This window comes from Arthrobacter sp. JCM 19049 (assembly GCF_001310435.1).
In genome coordinates, this window is record NZ_BAXF01000236.1 from 1 (window position 1) to 3,331 (window position 3,331).

Annotated in this window: 6 protein-coding genes and 2 pseudogenes; 3 read left to right on the forward strand and 5 right to left on the reverse strand. The window is 65.5% G+C overall.

Features of this window, described 5'->3' with window-relative positions; all coding sequences use genetic code 11:
- Together JCM19049_RS10115 and JCM19049_RS20050 are read left to right on the forward strand one after the other, a co-directional pair.
- Window positions 1–189, forward strand: a pseudogene (locus tag JCM19049_RS10115) (IS5/IS1182 family transposase); the annotation flags it as partial.
- Window positions 190–207: 18 nt separating this feature from the next.
- Complete coding sequence (locus tag JCM19049_RS20050; protein WP_279402922.1) at window positions 208–387, forward strand: hypothetical protein; 180 nt, start codon at window positions 208–210, stop codon at window positions 385–387.
- Here the strand turns inward: JCM19049_RS20050 and JCM19049_RS10120 are convergent.
- The 5 genes and pseudogenes from JCM19049_RS10120 to JCM19049_RS20060 all read right to left on the reverse strand — a co-directional run bounded on the left by JCM19049_RS10120 (window position 377) and on the right by JCM19049_RS20060 (window position 2,988).
- On the reverse strand, window positions 377–748 hold the full coding sequence (locus JCM19049_RS10120; RefSeq protein ID WP_054821523.1) for a hypothetical protein: 372 nt from the start codon (window positions 746–748) through the stop codon (window positions 377–379). The two genes, JCM19049_RS20050 and JCM19049_RS10120, sit on opposite strands and share 11 nt — an antisense overlap.
- A gap of 123 nt (window positions 749–871) precedes the next feature.
- Entirely contained in the window at window positions 872–1,183 is a 312-nt protein-coding gene (locus tag JCM19049_RS10125) for a hypothetical protein (RefSeq protein WP_054821524.1), read from the reverse strand.
- Window positions 1,180–1,736, reverse strand: a pseudogene (locus JCM19049_RS10130) (type 1 glutamine amidotransferase domain-containing protein). Before JCM19049_RS10130 ends, JCM19049_RS10125 begins: the two are co-directional and overlap by 4 nt.
- Window positions 1,721–2,431: a zinc-binding dehydrogenase gene (locus JCM19049_RS20055; protein WP_279402923.1), complete on the reverse strand. Its 711-nt coding sequence runs from the start codon at window positions 2,429–2,431 to the stop codon at window positions 1,721–1,723. Before JCM19049_RS20055 ends, JCM19049_RS10130 begins: the two are co-directional and overlap by 16 nt.
- Window positions 2,431–2,988 (reverse strand): alcohol dehydrogenase catalytic domain-containing protein, encoded by a 558-nt coding sequence (locus JCM19049_RS20060; RefSeq protein WP_279402924.1) that lies wholly within the window; start codon window positions 2,986–2,988, stop codon window positions 2,431–2,433. The genes JCM19049_RS20055 and JCM19049_RS20060 overlap by 1 nt, the downstream gene beginning before the upstream one ends.
- Window positions 2,989–3,173: 185 nt before the next feature.
- Between JCM19049_RS20060 and JCM19049_RS10140 the strand changes: the two genes are divergently transcribed.
- A partial coding sequence (locus tag JCM19049_RS10140; protein WP_279402925.1) for a LysR family transcriptional regulator occupies window positions 3,174–3,331 on the forward strand: 158 nt, incomplete at its 3' end.

The following is a 3,331-nucleotide window of genomic DNA, read 5'->3' on the forward strand; positions in this document are numbered from 1 at the left end:
CCGAAGCCCACGGCCCAGCGGAACTTCACCGACCCGGACGCGCGGATCATGAAGACCGTCGACGGGTACTTCCACTACTGCTACAACGGCCAAGCCGTGGTCGATGCCGGCCACCAGGTCATCATCGCCACCGGCCTGGGCAACACCGCCACCGACATCCGGCAGCTGGTCCCGATGGTCGAGCACACCTAGGCCACCTTGGGTGTCATGCCCGACCAGTGGAGCGCCGATGCCGGGTTGTTGACCGTTGCATTATCTGACGATGAGGCCGTCACTGGTTTTGACGATGGGGTTCTTATGGAAACGCCCCGCCAGGAAAGTTCCTGGCGGGGCGTTGGTGGTCATGGTGGCGGCTTGATCGTCAGCGGTGCCGTTCCTATTCGCTGAATTCGCTGACCGCCGATTGCGTCGCGGATTGATCCACGATCGCGTTCTGGGTTGAGCGGGTTGGCATAAGCGCGGCGAGGGCGAGGTTGTTCACGGTTCGGGGATAGCCGCGGGAGGCCTGGTGGATCACGGCAATGGCGTCTTCGGAGAAAAGCGGATCCGACCGGCCGGCGTAGCCGAGGTGGCCCTTGACGTAGCTGGTGGTGTCCTCCAGACCCATTCCGCCGATGGTGTACCGGGTCCCGATCCGCTGGTCCAGCGCGGCCATGACCGCCAGCTTCAGCCGGCGACGCAGGGTGGGTTGGCCGATGAGCAGCAACGCGAAATGCGATTCGGTATCCATGCTCACGTTCGAGAGCATGGCCTGAACAGGCCGACAAGGCCCCGAGTCGGGGTCTGAGTAGTAATGGAGCAGGATTGCGCGTTAAGCCTTCGCCTTGAGAGTTGCGGTCTGACCGGTAGCGGAACTGCGGTTAACGCTCATCTAGTCGTTCTCGCCGGGCAGTTTGTACGCGAGCACGTCGATGTTCTGGATGCTCGGTTCTGCGCTGAAAAGCTCTGCTGCCTGCGCGGTGAGTGCCTGGCCGGCGTCCCCCGACAGGTGGGTCTGGCGGGCGTCGTCGTCGGGGAACACGTCGAAGATCCCGAAGGTCGACTCGTCGAGCTGGAGAGCGAACCAGGCCCGCGTACCCTGCTCCTGCTCGACGACGGAGCGCGCGCCGCGCAGAAAGTCCGCGACGTCCTTCTCCTTACCGGGCTTGGCCTGCACGATCACCGACAGCGCAACCTCGATCATGTTGTCTCACCGTCCTGGCTGAACAGTTCCATGATCGCGGAGTTGAAGGCCGGGAGATCGTCGGGTGAGCGACTGGTGATCAGGTTCCCGTCGCGTACCACCTCTTCATCCACGACGTTCGCACCGGCGTTGCGCAGGTCGGTGCGGATGCTCGGGTAGGAGGTCAGCGTCCGGCCCGCCGCGACGCCGGCCTCGATCAGCGTCCACGGTCCGTGGCAGATCGAGGCGACCGGCTTGCCGGTGGCCATGAAATCGCGCACGAAGCCGACCGCGTCGGAGCCCACCCGCAGCTGGTCCGGGTTGACCGTGCCGCCGGGGAGCAACAAGGCGTCGTAGTCATCGACCGAGGCCGATTCGACCAGGACATCGACCGGAAACGTCCCGGCCACATCCAGGTCGTTGTCGCGGGCCTGAATCTCACCCTCGTGCAGTGACAGCAGCTCGGTCGTGGCCCCGGCATCCTGCAGAGCCTGTCTCGGCTGTTCCAGCTCCACCCGCTCCACGCCGTCCGACGCAGGATCGCGACCCGCTTGCCATTCAACTCGTCTGCCATGTTCTGCTCCGTTCTGTGAGAGGTGGCGGCCTGCCCGTGCGGGCAGGCCGCCGACTGTTCCTACCGGCCAGTTGTAGGGGAGGAAGGGGGTCAGCGGGCCGCAGCTCCGGCCTTCTACTGGCGGGAGCCGTCCGGGTGCAGCACGACCTTGGTCCAGCCGTCGTTGCGCTCATCGAAGTTCTGGTAGCGTCGGGGGCCTGGTCCAGTGACAGGTCGTGGGAGACGATCCAGGAAGGCGTGGCCTTGCCGGCGGCGATGAGGTCCCGCAACCGGCGGTTGTACTTCTTCACCGGGGCCTGGCCGGAACCGATGGTCTGGCCCTTCAACCAGTGCAGGCCGTAGTCGAAGGCGACCTTCCCCTGCTTGGCCATCTCGTCCGGGCCGCCGGGGTCCTGGGGCAGGAAGACACCGACCACGCCGATGCCGCCGGTGAACCGCACCGACTGCACCAGACGGTTCAGGGTCATCACCGGATCCTCGGTCCCTTGCGGGTCGTGGGCCTGGTAGCCCACGCACTCACACCCACGGTCCGCGCCGAGGCCCATCGTCTGGTCGAGCACGAACTGCACGGGATCGGTCTTGGAGTCATCGACCGCGATCGCGCCGATCTGCTCAGCCAGCCGCAGCCGATCCGGGTGGCGGTCGACCACCATCACCTTGGCCGCGCCCTTGATCGTGGCCGACAGGGCCGCCATCAGCTACCGGGCCGGCACCGTAGATCACCACGGAGTCCCCGGGGACGACCCCGGCCATCTCGGTGGCGTGGTAGCCGGTGGGAAAGATGTCGGAGAGCATGACGTAATCGTTCTCCTTCTCCTGGCGTCCTCGCCCAGGCGAAGGCAATTGTGGTCGCCGTACGGCACCCGCAGCATTTCCGCCTGCCGCCCGCCCACGGCCCATCGCCGCGAAGCCATAGGCCGCGCCGGCCGCTGCCGGGGTCGGGCTGGGTGGTGAGGCAGTAGTTCGTCAGACCCCGCTCACAGTTCTTGCAGAACCCGCAAGAGATGTTGAACGGCAGCACCACCCGCTCACCGACCTTGACCTTGTCGACGCCGTCACCAACCTCGATGACCTCGCCCATGTTCTCGTGCCCGAACGTGCGACCGGTCTCGAAATCGGTGCGCCCCTCATACATGTGCAGGTCCGAACCGCAGATGTTGGTGGCGGTGATCCGCACCAGGACGTCGGTCGGCCGTTCGATCTTCGCGTCTGGGACGTCCTTGACGCTGACGTCGTGCGGTCCGTTGTACACGACAGCTTTCATGGTGAGCCTCCTGGGATCGGCTAGTGCAGCGAGGATGGTGCGAACCGAGCGGCTCGGTCGACCTCCGCAACTATTGAGGGATCAAAGTGATGTACGCCACTCTCCCAGTGGGCGCCGGTGACGTCCAGGACACGTTTCCTCCTGCACGTTAGCCAGGGACTAAGATGGCTGGTATGGAGCTCCGACAACTCCAGTACTTCGTTGCCGTAGCCGAGGAACGGCACTTCGGGCGGGCCGCCCGCAGGCTGCGCATCGCCGCGCCCTCGCTGTCCCAACAGATCCAGGCCCTGGAACGGGACCTGCACATCACCCTGCTCGAGCGCAGCCCGCG

Bases quoted from the DNA above. Each gene is read 5' to 3' on its own strand.
- JCM19049_RS10120 (WP_054821523.1), bottom strand. From the start codon at position 748: ATGCTCTCGAACGTGAGCATGGATACCGAATCGCATTTCGCGTTGCTG.
- JCM19049_RS20055 (WP_279402923.1), bottom strand. From the start codon at position 2,431: ATGGCGGCCCTGTCGGCCACGATCAAGGGCGCGGCCAAGGTGATGGTG.
- JCM19049_RS20050 (WP_279402922.1), top strand. From the start codon at position 208: ATGCCCGACCAGTGGAGCGCCGATGCCGGGTTGTTGACCGTTGCATTA.
- JCM19049_RS10125 (WP_054821524.1), bottom strand. From the start codon at position 1,183: ATGATCGAGGTTGCGCTGTCGGTGATCGTGCAGGCCAAGCCCGGTAAG.